Raw genomic sequence first — 19113 nt, 5'->3', positions numbered from 1 at the left:
ATCAATCCTTCAGGACCTGGGCGGCGTCACCACCGATGAGGATGCCGACCTTGCCACCCTGCACGATCCCGTCGCCGACGCCGCGGCTGTTTTGCCGCCGCACGATGAACGGTTCGCCATCATCAAGGCGAAGATGGAAATGGGTGTCGGTCCCCAGATAGACGACATTCTCGACCGTGCCGGAAAGCGAGGCTCTGGAACTGGTCGCGCTCAACTGCGCATGTTCGGGGCGCACGACGATGGTGACCTTGCCGTTCGGGGTAAAGCCATCCGGCAGCGAGGCTGGGATTTCCACGCCCGATGACAGTTTCACCGTCGCTTTGCCAACCGACACGCCGACCACATCGGCCTTGAGGAAGTTCGATTCACCGATGAAGTCGGCGACGAACCGCTCGGCCGGCCGGTCGTAGATGTCGCGCGGCGAGCCGACCTGCAGGATCTTGCCCGACGACATCACCGCGATGCGGTCCGACATCGTCAGCGCTTCTTCCTGGTCGTGGGTGACGAAGATGAAGGTGATGCCGGTCTCGTGCTGCAGGCGCTTCAGCTCGATCTGCATGTCCTTGCGCAGCTTGTAGTCGAGCGCCGACAGCGGTTCGTCGAGCAGCAGCACCTTCGGCTGCGGCGCCAGCGCCCGGGCAAGCGCCACGCGCTGCTGCTGACCGCCGGAGATCTGGCTGGTGCGGCGAGCTGCCAGTGCTTCCATCTTGACCAGCTTCAGCATCTCGGCGACACGCGCCTTGATCTCGGCCTTCGGCTTGCCCAGCATCTCCAGACCGAAGCCGATATTCTCGGCCACCGTCATGTGCGGGAACAGCGCGTAGGACTGGAAAACGGTGTTGACCGGCCGCTTGAATGGCGGCAGCACGGCGATGTCCTGACCATGGAGCAGGATTTCGCCCGCACTTGGAAAGTCGAAGCCGGCAATCAGCCTGAGCAGAGTCGTCTTTCCACACCCGGAAGGTCCGAGCAGCGTGAAGAACTCGTTCTCGCGGATCGACACCGAAACCGTGTCGAGAGCCGCCACTTGCGCCTCGCCGGTGCCGAACACCTTGCGGACGCCACGAACTTCAATTGCATTCTTACCCGGTTGATCCGGCACGATTACCCCATTGTTTAGCCTGCCGTTGGGGGCAGGTCTGATTGTTGTTTGATTGTTCCCGAAAGCTGGTCAGCCCGACCACCTCAGCCGATCCCAATCGAGAAAGCAAGCCCCCGCCGCCATCAAGCCTGATAGGTGACTTTGCCGCCACAGATCGTGATCTGCGATCGCACATGATGAATCATCTCGGGGTCGATTGCCTCGATGTCGGCCGACAGCACCACCAGATCGGCCATGTATCCGGGCTTCAGCACGCCCTTGCGATGCTCCATGAATTCGGCATAGGCGCCCTCGACGGTATAGGCCGCCAACGACTCACGAACCGAGAAACTCTGGTCCGGATCGCTCTGCGCCCACGGCTTGCGCAGCACTGCCGCCCGGATGCCCAGGATCGGATCGATCGGCGACACCGGCCAGTCCGAAGCGAAGACGACATGCGCGCCGGCATCCTTCAGCGTCCGCCAGGCATAGCTCAGCGGCCAACGCGCCGGCCCGATGCGCGACACGGTCGGCTCCAGCGGAAAGTCCATGGCGCCTGGCGGGTGCGGCGGCTGCATCGACGCGATGACGCCGAGTTCGGCGAAACGCGGCACGTCGGCGGTCGTGGTGACTTCGATATGCTCGACCCGATGCCGGCTGTCGCGCTTGCCATTGGCCTTTTGCGCCGCCTCATAACCATCGAGGACAGCGCGTACCGCGCCATCGCCGATCGAGTGAACGGCGATCTGAAGCCCGCGCTTGTCGATGGCAACGGCTAGGTCGATGAACTGCTGCGGCGTGAACAGCGGCTCGCCCACCCAGTCCGGACGGTCCGCATAAGGTTCGACCATGACGGCCGTCCAGGAATCCAGCACGCCGTCATAAAACACCTTGACCATGCCCGACGACAGCCATTCGCTGTCGTAGCGCTTGGCCATGTCGGACGCCTTCTCCAGCATGTCGAGCGTCATGAAATTCTTGTAGTGGAACGGTATCTGGACGCGGCAGGGCAAGCCCTCCTCGGCTTCGATCTCGGCCAGCAGTTCAAGCTGATAGAGATTGCCGTCCATGTTCTGGATCGAGGTGATGCCGTGGCGCGCGCACCAGGCAAGGCCACGCCGCATGATGTCGCGGTCGGCGGCACGCTCTGCCGGCGTCGGCATTGGGTCCGGCTCGCCGCCGGTCGACAGCCCCAGCCGCACCCGGCTTTCGCCGGCAAGGTCGAGCACCGGGCCGAAGGCCTCGCCCTCGCGCAGTTCGCCGGCGGCCAGGCCATCGTCACCCATGACGATCTCGTTGCCCGGACCAAGCGTGCGGCCATGTAGAATGCCGGCCATTTCCAGCGCCTTGGTGTTGGCCCACATTGTGTGATGGTCGGGAGCGGCCATGACGAAAGGCCGGTCCGGCAGTATCCTGTCGAGATGGTGACGCGTCACCCGCTCGTCGCCAAGCACGGTATAGTCGACACCCTGGCCTACCAGCATCTTCGCATCCGGCCGCTTTGGCGCGTAATCGCGTATGGCCTTTTGCAGCGCTTCGAAGCCATGAACCCCGGCAAGCTGAAGATGGGCAAGTTCGGCCGCGCCCGAAAACAGATGCATGTGGGCTTCGATGAAGCCCGGGACCACCGAACCGCCCTTGGCGTCGATGGCCTTGGTGGCCGGTCCCTTGAGCTCTTCGATGGAGGCGCGGCTGCCAACGGCCATGATGGCGCCGTCCTTGACGGCAACGGCCTCGGTAGCGGGATTGTCATCGTCCATGGTCAGCACGTGACCGTTGATGACGATCAGATCCGCATAGTGACCCGCACCTGTGACAGACATCGCGACTCCGCGCTTTTGACGACTGACTGGGACTGACAACCCTGTGTCCAACGACCTGCCGTTCCACCGGGAATGGCGCCATGAGACAAAAAATTGAACCAGTGCGCTGTCTTCGAAATTCCCCTTGTTATCCCTGAAGACAGCGTGGATAAAGAATGCGACTAATCATTCGCGTTTGTCAACATGCGGTATTTGGAATGTATTGTGGACAGCACCCTGCCCTTGTGTTGAGACCAGGCGGGGAACGAGGATATCAAGCAGTGAAGCGCAGTCTCGACCGCAAAACCAGGATAGCGCTCGAACCGCGCAAGCAGCCGCGGCAACAACGGTCAAGCAAGGTGGTCGACAGGATTCTTGACGCGGCGCTGATCCTGACGCGGGAGCAAGGAACCAGGACGCCGACGACACTTGCCATTGCCCAGCGCGCGGGCTTGTCGGTCGGTTCGGTCTACCAGTACTTTCCCAACAAGGAAGCCATTCTTCTGGACCTCGCCAGGCGCTGGCTGTCATCCTTCCCAGAGGTGATCGAGAAGCGCATCAAGGTGGCCCCGCCAACCAACCGCGAAGAGTTCCGCCACGAAGTACGCAAGCTCTTCATCGACACGTCCAGGCTTTATCTTGACAACGCCACGCTGATGCCGGTCATCGAGGCCATATCCGGCAACGCCGACCTCCGGCCGATCCAGAACGAATATGACGAACAGATCATCGCGCTCTACGCCGCATGGCTGCAGCATGTGAACCCGGCTCTCGATGACAAGGTCGCCAGCCGTCTCGGCGTGGTGATGATGGAAGTCGGGCACGCCTGTCGGCTCGTTGGGCTGAAAAAAGATCGCAGGACATTCGACCTCATCGAGGACGATGTGGAAACCATGTGGCTTGCTCTTGTGAACCCCTATCTCAATCTTGACTGATTTCGCACTTCGAGAGGAATTTTATGAAGACTGTCTATTCGCCGCTTCATGCTGGCCATGCCGGCCAAATGGAACTTGTTACCGCGGCCATCGTACCGGGCTTTGAAAAGCCCTCGCGCGCCGAGTTCATCAAGGCACGCGTCGAAAGCGAGAAGCTGGGCCCGATCATCGCACCGGTCGAGCATGATCTCGCCGCCGCCAAGCGCGTCCACAGGGCCGACTACATCGATTTCCTGCCGACGGTCTGGCCCCAATGGGTGGAATCAGGCTTCCAGGGCTCGGCCATGCCCTTCACCTGGCCGACGCGCGGCCTGCGCGGCGATGTGGCGCCAAAGCGCATCGACGCCCTGCTCGGTTACTATTCCTTCGACGGCGGCGCCACCTTCGTCGAGGGCACCTGGGCCGCGATCAAATCCTCGTATGACGTGGCGCTGACCGCCGCCGCCCTGGTCAAGGACGGTGAGAGATCGGCCTTCGCGCTCTGTCGTCCGCCCGGCCACCACGCCGGGGCCGGCTTCATGGGCGGCTATTGCTACATCAACAACGCCGCCGTCGCCGCGCAATGGTTCCGCGACCAGGGCGCCAAACGGGTCTCGATCCTCGACGTCGACTACCACCACGGCAACGGCACGCAGGAGATCTTCTATGGGCGCGCCGATGTGCAGGTCCTCAACCTGCATGGCGATCCGATGGTCGAATACCCGTTCTTCCTCGGCCATGCCGACGAGCGCGGCGCTGGCGAAGGCGAAGGCTTCAACATCAACTATCCCATGCCGTTCGGCACCACATGGGACGCCTGGAATGCCTCGCTGGAGGACGCCTGCGCCAAGCTCGCCGCCTACGCGCCCGACGTCGTCGTCGTTTCGCTCGGCGTCGATACGTTCGAGAAGGACCCGATCAGCCAGTTCAAGCTGAAGAGCCCGGATTATCCCAAGATCGGCCAGCGCATCGCCAAGCTCGGCCTGCCGACGCTGTTCGTCCAGGAAGGCGGCTATGCCGTCGAGGAGATCGGCATCAACGCCGTCGGCGTGTTGACCGGTTTCGAGGATCGGTAAGGCTCGCCACCCATCGGTATTTCGGGGCAACGTACCGAGCAAAGGGCGGCGGCATGGCCACCCTTTTTCGCAGATCAGGTCGCGGCGCCGGTGCTCGGCATGGACATCGGCGCCGCCGCCTTGCGGGACCGCCCAAGATAGTAGACGGCGGCCGCCGCGATGACACCCGCCGCCAGGATGCCCGCCGCCAGAACCGGCCGGTACCAGAACCAGGCGATGGCGATCGTCGTGGTGCCGACCAGGATCGCCAGGAAGAAGGCGATGATGCCGGTTCCCATCCGCGCGACGCTGCCAAGGAACGGGATGACGTCGAGGATCACGCCGATCGGGCTGAGGAACAGGGCAAAGCCGATCGTCAGCAACAACAGGCCGGCGGCGCGCAGCAGCCAGGTGATCAGCGTGTTTTCGCTGACCGCGTCGGCGAACATCTTCTGTGCCGGCACGGCACCCCTATCCACCATCAGCAACGGGTCGCCGGCCGCCGTCTGGTAGGGCGCGAACTGGCTGCCGCTCTGGCGCCCGATGACGCTGACCACGCCGAGCGGTGCCAGTTCGTAGCCGATGCGATAGTCACCGATCGCCGGCGACGTGGTGTCGGCGCCGAGATAGATCTTGCCGTCGACGACGTTGACCTGCTTGTTTCCCGAATAGGCGCCGCCGATGGCAGCCGCCTGGTCCGGCGAAAGCGCAAACGCCTCGTCGCCTTCGATCTGGTCCAGCACGGGCTGATCGAGCGTGAAGGCGCCAAGCTTGCCCGACGGAATCTGGAACTGCCTGCCCCTGATCTGCATCGGCGGATTTTCATGGCCGTCCGGCTTTTTGAATCCCGAGGACGCGATCGGCTGGTCGTCCCACCCCTTCGAATAGCTGTAGGTGGTCACCGTTTCCTCGCCGCCCCCAAGCTTGTTGGTGGTCTCGGATTTCTGCTCTTCCTTCCACTGGTACATCTCGACGCCGCGCGACAGCCTCAGCCCTTGCGCCGAGATGCCGAAATCCGGATCGGAAAGGCCGCTGCTTGCCATCACGGTGCCAGTGGCGTGGACCAGCCTGCCGTCATTGGCGGCATCGACGCTGCCGGCATCGACCGAGACAACGGCGCCGGCGCCCTCCGCCAGCGAGCGCGCCGTCTGTACCGCGCGCCCCTCGTTCCAGAACAGCCCGACCACCATCAGCGCGATCAGCAGCAACCCCACGAACACGCCGCCGACCGCACGCTTGATCCGCCCGAACCACGAGACGGATGTCACCTCGCGAAATGAATCACTCATCGTCAAAAACCCCATGCCGATGGCCGCGCCTCAACGCAGCCGATCTCGCTCCAAACCATGCAAACCGCAACGATTCCCCGCCGCTACGGCGGCCGGAAACTATAGCATCGGCCCGCAAACCGGAATCGATTTCGGGCAGCACAACAGGCAATTTCAAAAGTCTTGAAGCGCACCCCTGCACCTTGGAATGGCGGCGTGATGCTCTATCGCAACCGATAAGCTGACGGGGCGGCACGTCCGCGGCAGGATTGATTGTCTCGTGACGGCAACGCGTCGGGCACCTGAATCAGCCTTCCCGAGTCGGTGCGAGTCCAGGAGATTCGATTCTGTCAATTCGGGTTTGATGTCGGATTCAACTGGGGTTAGATTAGACCCGAATCAGCCGTTCCACGGGGGGCGCGGCAACCACCCAAAGTCTCATGTTCCGGGTTTCCGGCACCAGACGCGGACGGCTTCGCGTTCCCTGAAAGGATTCGGTCCGATTGGGTGCGGCTCCGCGCCTTGAGTTGTGTCTTCGTGAAAGTAACGCGTGTTCAGGTTCGGCCGCTGGTGACGCCAGCATCCGGTCATCAGAATCGATTCCGGCCAAAAGCATTGAAATGAGCAGCCCCGCCGCCCTTCTTCAGTCCGACCCATCAGGCTCGCGCCTGGCGTCGCGCGGCGACCTCACCAGCTTTTTCATGCAGCTTGCCGCCGACATCGGCGCCGACAGCTACATGCTCGTCGCCATCGTCCATGACCAGGACCGCAACGACGCGCGCATCGTTTCTTCCAACTGGATCTTCGACGCCATCGAGCTGATCGGCAAGAGGCTGATCGCAGGGCTTGCCCAAGGCATGCTCACCGCGGCACCCGGCATCCAGCCGACACCGTTCGTGGCCGCCCGGGCGCCGGACACGAATGGCCTGGTCAGCGGCGAGGAAGCCCGCCTTCTCGACGTGCTCGGCCACGCGGAAATCTATTCGCTGCGGCTGAATGTCGGCCGCCAGCGCCTGTTCGCGCTGTTTTCGGCCTCCGAGGCTGGCAGGATCGATCGGCCGGCGCTGATGAAGGCGCAGCTGAAATGCTGCTACGCGCTCTCGCACATTCCACAGCTGATCGCGGCCGCCGCCATGCAGGACCCGCTGTCCGACCGCGAACGAGAATGCCTGTTCTGGGTCTCGGAAGGCAAGACCACAGATGAAGTCGCGGTCATCCTTGGCGTCTCGTCCAACACCGTCAACAGCTACATCACCCACGCCATCCAGAAATTCGCGGCCAGTAACCGCGCCATGGCCATTGCGACGGCAATCAGGAGCGGCATCATTTGAAACATGCTGACGTCAGGCACGCTGCCGAAGCCCCTTCCACCGAACAGAACCTCTTTGGCGCGCTTCCGCCGGGTTCCGAACCGCACCACGCTGTCACCATCTCCGATGCCGTGCGCCGGTGCCGCTGGATCGCCGTCGACATCAACGCTTCGGCGTTCGGGCTGTTCTTCGTCAGCCCTTCGCCCGAGCGCGCGCGCCTCGTGCCATGCCTCGATTCCGACTATCCCGGCATTGCGGTCACGACGAAATTCATCTCGGGCGCCAATGGCGAGGAGATCGTCCGCCACACCGGCATGTCGACCGAACCGCGCTGGTGGACGGATGACGGCCTGACCGGCTCGGCCGATGTGTTCCGCAACCTTTCCTGGACCGAGCAGATGTCACCGCTCGCGCCAGGCACCAGCGGCATCGCCTTTCCCGTCCATGCGGATCGCGGCCAGTGCGGCCTGGTCGTCTTCCTGGGTTCGGAAATCGCCTTGCGGCAGGACACGCTCTACGAAATCCACGCGCGCTGCTTTTCGCTGTTTGCCGCGGTCGCGCGCATCCGTCCAGGCGACGCCGGCAGGGTGCGGTCGATTTCCAAGCGCGAACTCGAATGCCTGAAGCTGACCGCCAACGGCAACACCAGCGAGGAGATCGCGCGGCTGCTGAAGCTCTCGGTCCATACCGCCAACCAGTATCTGACCCAGTCCACCCAGAAACTCAACGCGGTCAACCGCAACCAGGCCGTGGCCAAGGCGCTGCGGCTGGGCCTCATTGAATAGCGGTATCGGGAATAGCGGGATCGGTTGAACGACGCTTGTCGCCAAAAGGCCGGCCCCGTGGATACGCGAGGCCTGCGTTTTCAGCGATAGGCCAGCGGCTCGGCCTTTCGAATGCGCGCCTGCTCGATGACCGCCGCCAGCAAGGCCGTATTGTCCTCTGGATCCTCGCTCGGCTTCTCGAACGACACGTAGTTGACCACGACCGAGGCGCCGTGTTCGCTCAGCGTCAGCTGGAAATAGACAGTGACGCCGGGTGGCCTGAGTTCCAGGTCGAGCACGATGCGCGGGCTGCCGCTCCAGTCGACATGGGCCTCGCCGCCATGGCCAAGCCTGAGTGTCCCCGCGTGGAAGTAGAGTTCCGCCGCCGAATCCACCAGGTCCGACAGGCAGGCGAAATGCTCCAGCCGGATGAAGGCGATATAGTCGGCGACATCGATCAGCCGCAGTTCACCCACCACCTGTTCGATGGCGTTGGCGACGATGATCTCGCGGGAGTTTGCATGCGGTTGCCGGTTCATGAGGTCGGTCTGCGCTCAACTTTTTTCGAGTAGACGATCCGCACCAGTTCGGCGACGGCTTGATAGAATTGTGACGGGATCACACTATCCACCGAAACTTGCTTGTACATGGAGCGGGCGAGCGCCACGTCCTCGAAGATCGGGATGTTGTTCTCCTTGGCGATCTCGCGGATCTTGAGCGCCACCAGGTCCTGCCCCTTGGCCAGCACCAGCGGCGCCGAATCCTCGTCGCGCACATATTTCAAGGCGATCGAGAAGTGCGTCGGATTGGCTATGATCAGCGTCGCGCGCGGCACCGCCGTCATCATCCGGTTGCGCGCGCGGTCGCGCGCCAGCGACCGCAGCCGCGACTTGACGATCGGGTCACCTTCGGACTGCTTGAACTCGTCCTTGACCTCCTGCTTGCTCATGCGCAGGTCCTGCTTCCAGTGGAAGCGCGACCAGACAAGGTCGATCGCGGCGATCAGGCCGATGACGAAGACGATCGCCACCAGGATATCGACCGCGATGCCGCGGATGACGAGGCCGAAGGCAATGGGGTTGGTGATCATGCCGGCGAGCAGCTTGCGATGATCTTCCGACAGCGTGAAGACGAGCACGGTGATGGCGAGGCCAACCTTGCCCAGCGACTTCAGGAATTCGACCCAGCCCTGGGCGCCGAACATCCGGCTCCAGCCCTTGGCTATCGAGATGCGCGACATCTGCGGCCTGATCCGCTCGCCGACGAATTGCGGCATGTTCTGGAACACCGAGGCACCGATGCCGGCAACCACGAGTAGCGCGAGCAGGCTGACGACGGCGCGGCCGATCTCCATGAGCACGACCTTGTAGAGCGCGATGACATCGGTCTCGGTGTCCATCGGCCAGGCTTCCGGCTTCTCCAGGAACATCGACAGGAACATGCCGAGGTCGACGATGGCATCCTTGGCGTAGAAGACCGTGAAGACGAGGATGGCGACAAAGGAGGCGAGAATGGGGATTTCGCGCGAATGCGGCAGCTTGCCCTGCTCGACCGTGTCGCGGATCTTCTTTTCCGTCGCCTCTTCGGTTTTCGAGTCCTTGTCGGTCGCGTCAGACATCGTGTGCTAGCCGCGCGGCGTCAGGCCGCGGCGTTCTGGGCCGAGGGAAGCTCGAAAGCCCCTTCGCGCGAAAGCCGGATCGTCGTCGCCACGATTGTCTTGCGTGCCGCCGCGATGTCGGCGGCGGCGATTCCTTCCGAACCCATGCCGAGTTCGGATTCGATCATGCGCCGCGACCGCGCGCCGATCGCCGACAGCACCGATTCGGCAAGCCCCGCCTGCGCGCCGCGCAAGGCGAGCGTCACCAGTTCGGTCGACAGTCCATCGAACACCAGCACCCGAGCCTTCTGGGTGAGTTGCGGAACATCCTCGAAGGCGAACAGCCGCGCCCTGACCCCGTCGAGGTCAGGCGTGCCGGCTGCCTCCAGATCCTGCATCACGTCCTCGAGCTGGGACTTGTCCATCTCGTTGAGCATGCTGGCGACACGCGCCTGGCCGGCCGATGTGTCCTTGGTCGAGGTTTCCGTCAGTACGCTCGTACGCAGCCGGTTCTCGACGATCTTGGCGGCGGCCTCGGGAATAGTCGCCATCGTCACCATGCGCTTGATGATCTCGCCGCGCATCGGCTTTGTCATTGTCAGCAGCACGTTTGCCGCGGCCTGCGGCGACAGCTTCGACAGCACCATGGCCGAGGTCTGCTGATGCTCGCCGGCCAGGAATGCGCCAAGCCGCGCCGGCTCCAGCTTTTCAAGATCGGGCCAGATCGGCGGCGGTCCTTCCGGAGCGACCTCGAACCGCTTGTCGCCCATGATGGCGCTCATCTCTTCCGGCGACAGCGATTCATTGAGGATGGTGTCCATCCGGTCGGCGGAATCGAGCAGGCCGGCGCCCTCGGTGAATTCGGCTTCGAACTCGGCGACGATGCGCTCAAGATCGCTCTGCGGAATCGTGCGCAACAGCCGAGCGCCCTCGATCAGCGCCTTCAGTTCCTCCTGCTTGAAGAATTTCAACAAGCGGCTGGCCGACGGCTTGCCCATCGCCACCAGGATGGCGGCGGCCTTCTGCGCGCGCGTCAACGTTGCCAGCGTCGTCATGCCCTATGCCTCAGCTTCCCCTGACAACGCCCGTCGTCCATGCCTATACGCCCTTCGCCCCGGCGATGATCTCGGTCAGCCTAATCCCGAAGCGCGACGGATCGCTCTCCAGCACCGTGATCTCGCCGCGCGCGATCTTGCGGCCATTGACCACCACGTCGACAGGTTCGCCGATTCGGCGGTTGAGCGCCACTGTCGAGCCCTTCTGCAGCGCCATCAGATCGGACACCGGCATCTCGGTGCTGCCGAGGATGATCTGCACATCGACGGGGATGTTCATGATGATGTTCGAATTGGCGCCGGACGCCTTTGCATCCGGGCGCTTCTCCTCTTCCTGGAGAACACCGCGCAATTCTTCTATGGCGCGGTTGAGCTGCTCGTCCGGCTGGTCGGGTTCGGCTTCTACCTTGGTCTTGGCCATCGATCGTCTCCAAAAGCACGGGCTTGCCGGGCGTCAGCCCCGCACCAGCCCGTCGATAAAGTCCTGTCCGGCATCGTAGGGATGCTTGATGCGGACGGTGTAGTTCTGTCCCAGCTTGCCGAACTCGCAAACGAACAGCGTCTTGTTGCGCGCGCTGAGCTGCGCCCGCGACTGCGCCGTTTCCTCGAATTCGATGATCTGGCCGGCTTCGAAATTGGAGAGTTCGCCAAGCGTGAGCCGCGCCAGCGGCATGGTTGCCTCGAGCGCCACGGTCGAACGCATCACCTCTTCGGAGAAACGCGCGCGCCAGTCGGAATTCGTTGCCGGGCTGTCGGCGCTGGCATCGGTGCCCAGCAGGATGCGTTGCGGGATCATCACCGCGACCGTGCCCGTGTCGGTTGGCGTGGAGATGCCGAAGACGATGCGGACCGCCGCGCCGTCGCGCAGCACATACCGCTTCGCTTCCATGCCCGACATCGCGCGCGGCAACGGCAGGCGCGGTTCGAGCGGACGCCGGCCGGCATTGTTCAAGGCCTGCGCCACCTCCTGGAACACCAGGGTCGAGACATCGGTCTCGATCTGCGACAATGGCCGCTCGATGGGCGAGACCGGCAGGTCCGGGTCACCGCCGAACAGCGCGCAGACCATGACGGCGATTGCCGGAGCGTCGATCACCAGGGTCATCGTGTCGGAGGACGCCGGCGACGCGACCACGGTCATGGCGAAGGTATCGCCGACATGCGAGCGGGCGTCAGTGACGCGGCTGACCTCTACCGCCCGCAGATCGACGGTGACTGGAGCCCCAAGCTCACCGGCCAGGCGCTTTTGCAGCAGCGGCACCGCATTTTCGGCCATCGTGCGGCCAGCGCCGATGACCTGTGCGGCCTCGCCACTGTCGCCAACCAGGCGCTCGATGGCGAGGGAGCGGATTTGCGACGCACTATCCGGGTTTGTCATGATACCGCGCGGCCTTTCGTGTCGTCGCGCATGGATCAGGCGGCCTTCTTGTCGGCGGCGCCGGTATTCATCGTGCTCTGCTCGACGGCGTCGATCGTCGGCCGCTCATAGGATGAGATGGTCTTGCGGCCGAATTCGATCGCAACCTGCGGCAGTGCGCCGTTCATGTAGGCCAGCAATGTCTGCTTGACGATGATATAGAGGCGGTTCTTCTTCTCGCGCACCGTCTTGACCTTGGTGGCGACCGGTCCGACCACGGCGTAGGACAGGAAGATGCCGAGGAAGGTTCCGACAAGGGCGGCGCCGATCAGTCCGCCGAGGATCTCCGGCGACTGGTCGAGCGCGCCCATCGCCTTGACCACGCCGAGCACGGCGGCCACGATGCCGAGCGCCGGCAAGCCGTCGCCCACCGCCACCAGGGCGTGATAGGCCTTCATCTTGTCGGTCTTGATGGTGTGGATTTCCTCATCCATCAGCGCCTCGATCTCATGCGAGCGCGCATTGCCGATGATGATGATGCGGCAGTAGTCGCAGATGAAATGCGTGAGGTCGTGGTTCTTGAGCACGGTCGGGAACGCCTGGAAGATCGCCGATTCCTCGGGATTGTCGATATGCGCCTCGACCTCGCTGCGCGATTTTGAGCGCAGCTCGCGCATCAGGCTGTGCAGAACGCCGAGCGTTTCGAGATAGTCCTGCTCCTTCGGCACCGCCTGCTTGAACGCCTCGAGGATAGCCTTGCCAGTATCCTTGACCGTCTTCATCGGGTTGGCGACCAGGAAGGTGCCCAGCGCCGCACCGCAGATCACCACGGCTTCCCAGGGCTGGACCAGCACCTGCAGATGTCCGCCCATGGCCATGAAGCCACCAAGGACGCAGCCGAGCGTCACCACAAGTCCGATCAGAATGCCCACGAACGGTCCTTCCGCATTAATCTTGCGCTCATGGATAGTCCGCGTGCCTTGTGCGGGGCTTGAATCCCACGCACTGCCGGATGCTGGATCTGCCGTGACGAGACGCCCGGCGATTCAGCTTCGCGCAAGGAAGTGAGGCTATCCTTCATGGATTAGCTTCTGCCGGAGGCACGTCCTTGCTCAATACTTTTACCAGCTATCAGCTCATAGCAAAAGACATTAACAAGTCGATCACCCAGATCAGCAAGCAGCCTGTGGTCGATCGCGACACCAAATATTATTTGGACAACATCACCAAGGTCAAATCGATCGACGACTTCGTCAACAACGATCGGTTGTTCAAATATGCGATGAAGGCCTACGGGCTGGAGAATATGGACTACGCCAAGGCCTTCATGGTCAAGGCACTGAAGGAAGGCGTCACTGATCCCAACAGCTTTGCCAACAAGCTGACCGACAAGCGTTATGCCGACTTTGTGTCGGCCTTCAATTTTGCCGCCCGGGGAAGCGCCGCCACAAGCTACAATCCAGCCCAGCAGGGCGTTGCCGCGAACTACGCACTCCAGGTCAATATCGGCGCCTCGCAGCCCGGGTTCAGTTACTATCAGGCCGAGACGTCATATTATCTGACCAACGTCTCCAAGGTGAAATCGATCGACGACCTGATGGGTGACAACCGTCTGCTGACCTACGCGATGGCTGCATTCGGGCTTGATGCGAAAACCGAACCGCCTGAACGCGTCAGGGCGATGCTCGAGGGTGGAGTGAGCGACCCCAACAGTCCCGCCAACCAACTGGCCGACAAGAAATACGCAGCCTTCGTCTCGGCCTTCGACTTTGGCCAGTATGGCGACCAGGCAACCTCGCGCGACGCGGTCCAGAAGGCGGTTCCGGCGGGATACGCGACCGGAACCGGACTGGTGCTGGTCAAGCCGAGCGCTCAGTACATCAAGGGGGAAGCCGACTACTATGCGGCCAACATCTCCAAGGTGAAGTCGATCGACGATCTCATGGCGGACAAGCGTTTGCTTACCTTCGCCATGGCTTCGTACGGATTGGATGCCGCAACCGAAACACCGCAGCAAGTCCGCGCCATGCTCACAGGCGGCGTCAGCGATCCCAACAGCCCTGCAAACACGCTGACCGACAAAAGATATGCCGCTTTTGTGTCGGCCTTCAACTTTGCCCAATATGGCCAACAGACGACTGCGCGCGACGAGGTGCAGAAAGACACGCCGAAGATCTACACCACCGAGTCGGCGCTTGGCTTCATCAAGCCGAACGCGGCCTATATCCAGGCCGAGACCGCCTATTACCTTTCCAACATCACCAAGGTGAAATCCGTCGACGACCTGATGGCCGACAGTCGGCTGTACAACTATGCACTGTCAGCCTATGGGCTCAACCCGGCGACGGAGAAACGCGATCTCATCCAGAGCGTCCTGGCCGGCGGCATCCGCGATCCCAACAGCGTCGCCAACAAGCTGACCAACAAGGCCTATGCCGGATTAGCAGCCGCTTTCAACTTCGAGCAGTACGGTGAGACCGCCACCACCAACAATCCGGCACAGCAGGCGACCGTCGACAAATACCTGCGCCAGACGTTGGAAGAGAATGCCGGAGACACCAATCAGGGCGTGCGGCTGGCCCTCTATTTCGAACGCAAGGCGCCCACCATCACCAGTTGGTACAGCGTGTTAGCGGACACCGCTCTTGCCAGCGTCGTGCGCACCGCGCTCGGCCTGCCCGATTCCTTTGCCACCGCCAACATCGACAAGCAGGCGCAGTTGTTCGAACAGAAGCTCAACCTCTCGGATTTCACCGACCCCACGAAGCTCGGCAAGTTCCTGACGCGCTTCACCAGCATGTGGGAGATCAACAACCCGACTTCACCGGCGGTGACATCGGTCAGCGTCCTCTTCGCGCAACCGACCTCTGTCGGCATCTCGACCGACCTAATGATGGCCATGCTGAAGCTGAGGTCCTGAGCGATCATGCGGGACAGCCTTTATGTGGCCCTTTCGGCGCAGATCGCGCTTGAACGCCGCCTCGACACGATCGCCGACAATGTCGCCAATGCCTCGACCATCGGCTTTCGCGCCACCGGCGTGAAGTTCGAGGACGTCGTCTCCGGCACCGGACCCAAATCCGTGTCTTTCGCGTCTTCGGGCAAGACCTACCTTTCCGGCGCGCATGGTTCGATAACCGAAACCGGCAATCCGTTCGACTTCGCCATCCAGGGCGACGCCTGGTTCGCGATCGAAACACCGGTCGGCACCGTCATGACCCGCGACGGACGTTTCTCGATGAACGAGAATGGCGAGCTGATGTCGATCGAGGGTCATCCAGTGCTCGACGCCGGCGGAGCGCCGATACAGCTCGACCCCCGCAACGGTCCGCCCACGGCCGGAGCCGACGGTTCGCTGCGCCAGAACGACCAGCTCGTCGGCTCCATCGGCCTTTACGAATTCGACCCGGGCCAGAATTTCGTCCGCTACGGCAATTCCGGCATCGTCCCCGCAAGGACGCCCGAGCCGGTCACCGACCGGTCCGACATCGGTGTTGCCCAGGGTTTCGTGGAGGAGTCCAACGTCAACCCGATCATGGAAATGACCCGACTGATCTCGGTCCAGCGCGCCTTCGAAAACACGGCGGCCCTGCTGCGCCAGAACGATTCGTCCGCCGATGAGGCGATCAAGACGCTTGGGTCCAAGTAGCGACATGTCGCCCACCCAGCCCATGATGCGCGCGCCTGAAAGGCATCCCGAGCCGGAGAACCGGCTTGCCGTGCTGGAACGGATGTTGAGCCGTTTCGGCGGGGGGCAAGCGCTGCTGAAGCGCGGCGGCCTCATCACCGAGGTCACCTCCACGCATTACAAGGTGCGCGGCCTCTCCGAAGTCGCCAGGCTCGGCGACCTTGTCGAGCATCGCGGCCATGCCGGCACGCGCCGTGGCGAAGTCGTCAAGATCGCTCGCGACGAGGTCGTCGTGGCCCCCTTCGAGCGCAGCTCGGACGCCGGCATCGGCGACGCCGTGTTCCGCCGGGGTCCGCTCACCGTGACGCCGCACGTCTCGTGGCGCGGGCGCGCCATCGACGCCCTCACCCGCCCGATCGACGGTGGGCCGGCCCTGGTCAGGGGCGACGACGCCAGCGACGGCAATGGCGCGACGCCCGGCGCCATGTCGCGGCAGCGCGTGGGGACGTCATTCATGACCGGCGTGAGGGTCATCGATATCTTCACGCCGCTGTGTTTCGGCCAGCGCCTCGGCATCTTTGCCGGTTCTGGCGTCGGCAAATCGACGCTGCTCGCCATGCTGGCCGGGGCCGACGCCTTCGACACCGTTGTCGTCGCCCTGATCGGCGAGCGCGGCAGAGAGGTGCGCGAATTCCTCGAGGACACGATCGGCGAGAGCATGGCCAAGACCGTCGCCGTCGTGGCCACCAGCGACGAGAGCGCCATGATGCGCCGGCGCGCTCCCGACACCGCGATGCGCGTCGCCGAGCATTTTCGCGACCAGGGCCATCGCGTGCTGCTGGTGCTGGATTCGATCACCCGCTTCGCCCATGCGCTGCGCGAGGTGGCGACGGGGACCGGCGAGCCGCCCGTTGCCCGCGGCTACCCCGCATCGGTTTTCACGGAACTGCCCAAGCTGCTCGAGCGTGCCGGACCTGGCGCCGAAGGCAAGGGATCGATCACCGCCATCATCTCGGTGCTGGTCGATGGCGACGACCACAACGACCCGGTCGCTGATTCGGTGCGCGGCATCCTCGATGGCCATGTCGTGCTTGACCGGACGATCGCCGAGCAGGGCCGCTACCCGCCCGTCAATCCCCTGTCGTCCATTTCGCGTCTCGCGGGCAAGGCCTGGAGCCCCGAGCAGCGGGCTCTGGTGACCATGCTGAAGTCGATGATCTCCCGCTTCGAGGACACGCGCGATATTCGCCTGCTGGGCGCCTACCAGGGCGGTGCCGACGCGGAACTGGACATGGCGGTGCGTCAGGTGCCGCTGATCTACGAAGCACTGACCCAGTCGCCGAAAGACCGCCCGTCGGCCGATCCGTTCTCGGACCTCGCCCGTCATCTCAAGGGAAAGCAGAGCGCAGATGCCGGAGACTGAAGCCCAGCATACCGAACGCATCCTGCGCGAGATGATCGCGGAGGCGAAGGCAGCCGAGGAGACCGAGGCAAGCCGCGCATCGGTCATCGACGGCCTGTTTTCTCCTGTCGAATGGCCCCAGCCGCCGAAGGCGCAGTTTCCAAGACTGAAGAAGAAGTCGGACAGGCGCAGTGACGTCGTCATCGCGGCGCTCGGCATAACGCTCGGCCTGATCTGCGCGCTGTTTCCCTGGTACATTTTCTTCAATCAGGAGCAGTTCGGCGTCCAGGCCATCAAGTTCGGCGGCACCGGCACCAATTCCGGACGGACCGGCGGCGGCGTCGTGGCGCAACGGAGCGCCCCGCTCACTGCGAAGGATGTCCCGGCCATGGACATCGATCTCCTCGCCACCGCAACCTTGCCCGACAAGGCCGAGGATCCCACCCAGGCACCGGGAATCGACCAGCAGCCCTTTCCCGCCGATCCAAAATTCCGTCTCGTCCATGTCGCCAACGGCCGCGCCATGATCGAGGATGATACGGGTCTGTGGATTGTCCAGCGCGGATCGAGACTGCCGGACGCCAGCAGCGTCGCATCGATCGAGCAGCGCCATGGCAAATGGGTCATGGTCACCAGCACCAATGACGTGATCGAGCTATCCAAATAACCCGGTCGGCGCTGCCGGCGGCGTCAGGCTCCCCGCAAGGTCCGCGCAAGACTGGCGGCCTAGTCTTCGGACACCTACCCGGAGATTCCCATGGAGCCCGTTACCCTTTTCGATCTCGCCACCAAGCAATCGCAATGGCTGGCCGTGCGCCAGTCGGCTATTGCCGGCAACATCGCCAATGCCAACACGCCAGGCTACACCGCAAACGACGTCGAGCCCTTCGAGAAGGTGCTCGACCGCGCGGCTGTGTCGCTGCAGGCAACCGAGGCCGGACACCTCGGCAACGAAGCGACCAATGCCGGCTTCAGGGTCAAGCCGGACGAACCCGACGGCGTGGTCCTGCCGTCCAAGAACACGGTCGTCGTTGAAAACGAACTGATGAAGGCCGGCGAGGTCCGCCGCGCCTTCGAGCTCAACACCGCGATCGTCAAGGCATTCCATTCGATGATGATGATGGCGGTAAAAACCTGACCATGGACGCACTGACCGCAGCACTCAAAGTCGCAGCATCGGGCCTCGGCGTCCAATCGGAACGCTTGCGCGTGGTTTCGGAAAACCTCGCCAATGCGCAGTCCACGGGCACCGCGGCGGGTTCGGACCCCTATCGCCGCAAGACCATCAGCTTCGTCTCGCAACTCGACCAGGCAACGGGCGGGTCGCTCGTCCAGGTCGGTTCGATCGATCGCGATCCCTCGGATTTCCCTGTCGAATTCCAGCCTGGCAACGAAGCCGCCGACGCCAAGGGCTACGTCAAGATGCCCAACGTCAATCCGCTGATCGAAATGGCTGACATGACAGAGGCCAACCGCTCCTACGAGGCCAACCTCCAGGTCATCAAGCAGGCGCGCGACCTTATTTCCATGACCATCGACCTGATGAGGAACCAATGATCGTAACCGGCATCGGCGCGCTGAAACTGAACCCCGCGACCGACGGCGCCGACGGGGCAAGCCTGTTTCCAGGCGCGGCCACATCACAGGCCGGCGGCAACCTTGGTACCACCTTCGCCGAGGCGGTCAGCCAGGCGGCTTCGAAGACAGTCAATACGCTGCAGAATGCCGAGCAGGTGTCGATGCAGGCGCTGAAGGGCGATACCGACACGCGCCAGGTGGTCGACGCCGTCATGAGCGCCCAGCAAGCCCTGCAAACGGCCGTCGCAATCCGCGACAAGGTCGTCTCCGCCTATCTCGAAGTCAGCCGCATGGGCATCTGA

The 19113-nt window shown here is 63.1% G+C and carries 20 protein-coding genes; 11 read left to right on the top strand and 9 right to left on the bottom strand.

Annotated elements, in window-relative coordinates:
- Nucleotide 1 precedes the first annotated feature (1 nt).
- Together ABVQ20_RS26395 and ABVQ20_RS26390 are read right to left on the bottom strand one after the other, a co-directional pair.
- On the bottom strand, nt 2-1102 hold the full coding sequence (locus ABVQ20_RS26395; RefSeq protein WP_354462596.1) for an ABC transporter ATP-binding protein: 1101 nt from the start codon (nt 1100-1102) through the stop codon (nt 2-4).
- Between the two features lie 122 nt (nt 1103-1224).
- The gene (locus ABVQ20_RS26390; RefSeq protein ID WP_354462595.1) at nt 1225-2904 is read right to left on the bottom strand and encodes an amidohydrolase; all 1680 of its coding nucleotides are present in this window, start codon (nt 2902-2904) and stop codon (nt 1225-1227) included.
- 260 nt (nt 2905-3164) lie between these two features.
- Between ABVQ20_RS26390 and ABVQ20_RS26385 the strand changes: the two genes are divergently transcribed.
- Together ABVQ20_RS26385 and ABVQ20_RS26380 are read left to right on the top strand one after the other, a co-directional pair.
- On the top strand, nt 3165-3818 hold the full coding sequence (locus ABVQ20_RS26385) for a TetR/AcrR family transcriptional regulator (RefSeq protein ID WP_354462594.1): 654 nt from the start codon (nt 3165-3167) through the stop codon (nt 3816-3818).
- 23 nt (nt 3819-3841) lie between these two features.
- Complete coding sequence (locus ABVQ20_RS26380; protein WP_354462593.1) at nt 3842-4873, top strand: histone deacetylase family protein; 1032 nt, start codon at nt 3842-3844, stop codon at nt 4871-4873.
- A gap of 74 nt (nt 4874-4947) precedes the next feature.
- Here ABVQ20_RS26380 and ABVQ20_RS26375 read toward each other — a convergent pair whose 3' ends face one another.
- Nucleotides 4948-6141 carry a TMEM43 family protein gene (locus ABVQ20_RS26375; protein ID WP_354462592.1) on the bottom strand — a complete coding sequence of 398 codons (1194 nt, stop codon included), beginning with the start codon at nt 6139-6141 and terminating at the stop codon, nt 4948-4950.
- Between the two features lie 599 nt (nt 6142-6740).
- Here ABVQ20_RS26375 and ABVQ20_RS26370 point away from each other — a divergent pair.
- Together ABVQ20_RS26370 and ABVQ20_RS26365 are read left to right on the top strand one after the other, a co-directional pair.
- Nucleotides 6741-7451, top strand: coding sequence for a helix-turn-helix transcriptional regulator (locus tag ABVQ20_RS26370; RefSeq protein ID WP_354462591.1), 711 nt, complete (start codon nt 6741-6743; stop codon nt 7449-7451).
- Complete coding sequence (locus ABVQ20_RS26365) at nt 7448-8215, top strand: helix-turn-helix transcriptional regulator (RefSeq protein ID WP_354462590.1); 768 nt, start codon at nt 7448-7450, stop codon at nt 8213-8215. Before ABVQ20_RS26370 ends, ABVQ20_RS26365 begins: the two co-directional genes overlap by 4 nt.
- An 80-nt stretch (nt 8216-8295) precedes the next feature.
- Here ABVQ20_RS26365 and ABVQ20_RS26360 read toward each other — a convergent pair whose 3' ends face one another.
- Genes ABVQ20_RS26360 through motA form a run of 6 tightly spaced genes read right to left on the bottom strand, consistent with a single transcriptional unit; the run spans nt 8296 to nt 13135 of the window.
- Nucleotides 8296-8733: a BspJ family T4SS effector nucleomodulin gene (locus ABVQ20_RS26360; protein WP_354462589.1), complete on the bottom strand. Its 438-nt coding sequence runs from the start codon at nt 8731-8733 to the stop codon at nt 8296-8298.
- Nucleotides 8730-9812, bottom strand: a complete 1083-nt coding sequence (gene flhB / locus ABVQ20_RS26355; RefSeq protein WP_354462588.1) for a flagellar biosynthesis protein FlhB — start codon at nt 9810-9812, stop codon at nt 8730-8732. Before flhB ends, ABVQ20_RS26360 begins: the two co-directional genes overlap by 4 nt.
- Nucleotides 9813-9832: 20 nt before the next feature.
- Complete coding sequence (locus ABVQ20_RS26350) at nt 9833-10846, bottom strand: flagellar motor switch protein FliG (RefSeq protein WP_354462587.1); 1014 nt, start codon at nt 10844-10846, stop codon at nt 9833-9835.
- Nucleotides 10847-10889: 43 nt separating this feature from the next.
- Nucleotides 10890-11267: a flagellar motor switch protein FliN gene (gene fliN / locus ABVQ20_RS26345; protein ID WP_354462586.1), complete on the bottom strand. Its 378-nt coding sequence runs from the start codon at nt 11265-11267 to the stop codon at nt 10890-10892.
- 33 nt (nt 11268-11300) lie between these two features.
- Nucleotides 11301-12224: a FliM/FliN family flagellar motor switch protein gene (locus ABVQ20_RS26340; RefSeq protein ID WP_354462585.1), complete on the bottom strand. Its 924-nt coding sequence runs from the start codon at nt 12222-12224 to the stop codon at nt 11301-11303.
- 35 nt (nt 12225-12259) lie between these two features.
- Nucleotides 12260-13135 (bottom strand): flagellar motor stator protein MotA, encoded by an 876-nt coding sequence (gene motA, locus ABVQ20_RS26335; RefSeq protein ID WP_354462584.1) that lies wholly within the window; start codon nt 13133-13135, stop codon nt 12260-12262.
- A gap of 176 nt (nt 13136-13311) precedes the next feature.
- Between motA and ABVQ20_RS26330 the strand changes: the two genes are divergently transcribed.
- The 7 genes from ABVQ20_RS26330 (at nt 13312) to fliE (ending at nt 19113) form a co-directional block, all read left to right on the top strand.
- The gene (locus ABVQ20_RS26330; RefSeq protein ID WP_354462583.1) at nt 13312-15123 is read left to right on the top strand and encodes a DUF1217 domain-containing protein; all 1812 of its coding nucleotides are present in this window, start codon (nt 13312-13314) and stop codon (nt 15121-15123) included.
- 6 nt (nt 15124-15129) lie between these two features.
- Nucleotides 15130-15852: a flagellar basal-body rod protein FlgF gene (gene flgF / locus ABVQ20_RS26325; RefSeq protein ID WP_354462582.1), complete on the top strand. Its 723-nt coding sequence runs from the start codon at nt 15130-15132 to the stop codon at nt 15850-15852.
- Between the two features lie 4 nt (nt 15853-15856).
- Entirely contained in the window at nt 15857-17254 is a 1398-nt protein-coding gene (fliI, locus tag ABVQ20_RS26320) for a flagellar protein export ATPase FliI (RefSeq protein WP_354462581.1), read from the top strand.
- Complete coding sequence (locus ABVQ20_RS26315) at nt 17241-17900, top strand: hypothetical protein (protein ID WP_354462580.1); 660 nt, start codon at nt 17241-17243, stop codon at nt 17898-17900. Before fliI ends, ABVQ20_RS26315 begins: the two co-directional genes overlap by 14 nt.
- A 90-nt stretch (nt 17901-17990) precedes the next feature.
- Nucleotides 17991-18371: a flagellar basal body rod protein FlgB gene (gene flgB / locus ABVQ20_RS26310; RefSeq protein ID WP_354462579.1), complete on the top strand. Its 381-nt coding sequence runs from the start codon at nt 17991-17993 to the stop codon at nt 18369-18371.
- Between the two features lie 2 nt (nt 18372-18373).
- Complete coding sequence (gene flgC, locus ABVQ20_RS26305; RefSeq protein ID WP_354462578.1) at nt 18374-18790, top strand: flagellar basal body rod protein FlgC; 417 nt, start codon at nt 18374-18376, stop codon at nt 18788-18790.
- A complete protein-coding gene (gene fliE / locus ABVQ20_RS26300; protein WP_354462577.1) occupies nt 18787-19113 on the top strand; it encodes a flagellar hook-basal body complex protein FliE in 327 nt (108 codons plus the stop codon). The genes flgC and fliE overlap by 4 nt, the downstream gene beginning before the upstream one ends.

It is taken from the genome of Mesorhizobium shangrilense (assembly GCF_040537815.1).
GTDB classification, from domain to species: domain Bacteria; phylum Pseudomonadota; class Alphaproteobacteria; order Rhizobiales; family Rhizobiaceae; genus Mesorhizobium; species Mesorhizobium shangrilense.
This window is presented reverse-complemented; position numbering and strand designations above follow the sequence as displayed.

Excerpts from the sequence above, each read along its gene's own strand:
- ABVQ20_RS26390 (WP_354462595.1), bottom strand. The coding sequence starts at position 2,904 with ATGTCTGTCACAGGTGCGGGTCACTATGCGGATCTGATCGTCATCAAC.
- ABVQ20_RS26380 (WP_354462593.1), top strand. The coding sequence starts at position 3,842 with ATGAAGACTGTCTATTCGCCGCTTCATGCTGGCCATGCCGGCCAAATG.
- ABVQ20_RS26375 (WP_354462592.1), bottom strand. The coding sequence starts at position 6,141 with ATGAGTGATTCATTTCGCGAGGTGACATCCGTCTCGTGGTTCGGGCGG.
- ABVQ20_RS26370 (WP_354462591.1), top strand. The coding sequence starts at position 6,741 with ATGAGCAGCCCCGCCGCCCTTCTTCAGTCCGACCCATCAGGCTCGCGC.
- ABVQ20_RS26360 (WP_354462589.1), bottom strand. The coding sequence starts at position 8,733 with ATGAACCGGCAACCGCATGCAAACTCCCGCGAGATCATCGTCGCCAAC.
- flhB (WP_354462588.1), bottom strand. The coding sequence starts at position 9,812 with ATGTCTGACGCGACCGACAAGGACTCGAAAACCGAAGAGGCGACGGAA.
- ABVQ20_RS26350 (WP_354462587.1), bottom strand. The coding sequence starts at position 10,846 with ATGACGACGCTGGCAACGTTGACGCGCGCGCAGAAGGCCGCCGCCATC.
- fliN (WP_354462586.1), bottom strand. The coding sequence starts at position 11,267 with ATGGCCAAGACCAAGGTAGAAGCCGAACCCGACCAGCCGGACGAGCAG.
- ABVQ20_RS26340 (WP_354462585.1), bottom strand. The coding sequence starts at position 12,224 with ATGACAAACCCGGATAGTGCGTCGCAAATCCGCTCCCTCGCCATCGAG.
- flgF (WP_354462582.1), top strand. The coding sequence starts at position 15,130 with ATGCGGGACAGCCTTTATGTGGCCCTTTCGGCGCAGATCGCGCTTGAA.
- fliI (WP_354462581.1), top strand. The coding sequence starts at position 15,857 with ATGTCGCCCACCCAGCCCATGATGCGCGCGCCTGAAAGGCATCCCGAG.
- ABVQ20_RS26315 (WP_354462580.1), top strand. The coding sequence starts at position 17,241 with ATGCCGGAGACTGAAGCCCAGCATACCGAACGCATCCTGCGCGAGATG.
- flgB (WP_354462579.1), top strand. The coding sequence starts at position 17,991 with ATGGAGCCCGTTACCCTTTTCGATCTCGCCACCAAGCAATCGCAATGG.
- flgC (WP_354462578.1), top strand. The coding sequence starts at position 18,374 with ATGGACGCACTGACCGCAGCACTCAAAGTCGCAGCATCGGGCCTCGGC.
- fliE (WP_354462577.1), top strand. The coding sequence starts at position 18,787 with ATGATCGTAACCGGCATCGGCGCGCTGAAACTGAACCCCGCGACCGAC.